Below are 352 nucleotides of genomic sequence, written 5' to 3'. Positions count from 1 at the left end.
TCTGTACCTTCACCCAGTCCGGCGACTCCGCCCGGCGCCTCTCCCGCCTGCGGCCCATCAAGGCCGTGTTTGCCTTCACCCCGGTGGAGCACGTGTGGAACCAGCTGGCGCTGACCTGGGGCATTCAGCCGGTGCTGGTCCCCATGGTGGGGCATACCGATGAGATGACGTCCCAGGTTGACCGCAGCCTGCTGGAAATGGACCTGGTGGACGACGGCGACMTGGTGGTYATTGCMGCCGGTTCSCCTCCCGGAAARGCCGGYTCCACGAACATGCTGAAGGTCCACAAGGTRGGCGACCTSGCCGAYGCCGGCAGCCAGGGCGGCGAGCCCGGCAGCAACCGCGAGAAGCT

At 67.1% G+C, this 352-nt stretch carries 1 protein-coding gene; it reads left to right on the top strand.

Annotated elements, in window-relative coordinates; genetic code table 11:
- Nucleotides 1–352: pyruvate kinase alpha/beta domain-containing protein (locus AC1DKD_RS42585; RefSeq protein WP_477144917.1), on the top strand; the 352-nt coding region annotated here is incomplete at both ends.

Source organism: Cupriavidus sp. 05T313 (assembly GCF_056396665.1).
This window is presented reverse-complemented; position numbering and strand designations above follow the sequence as displayed.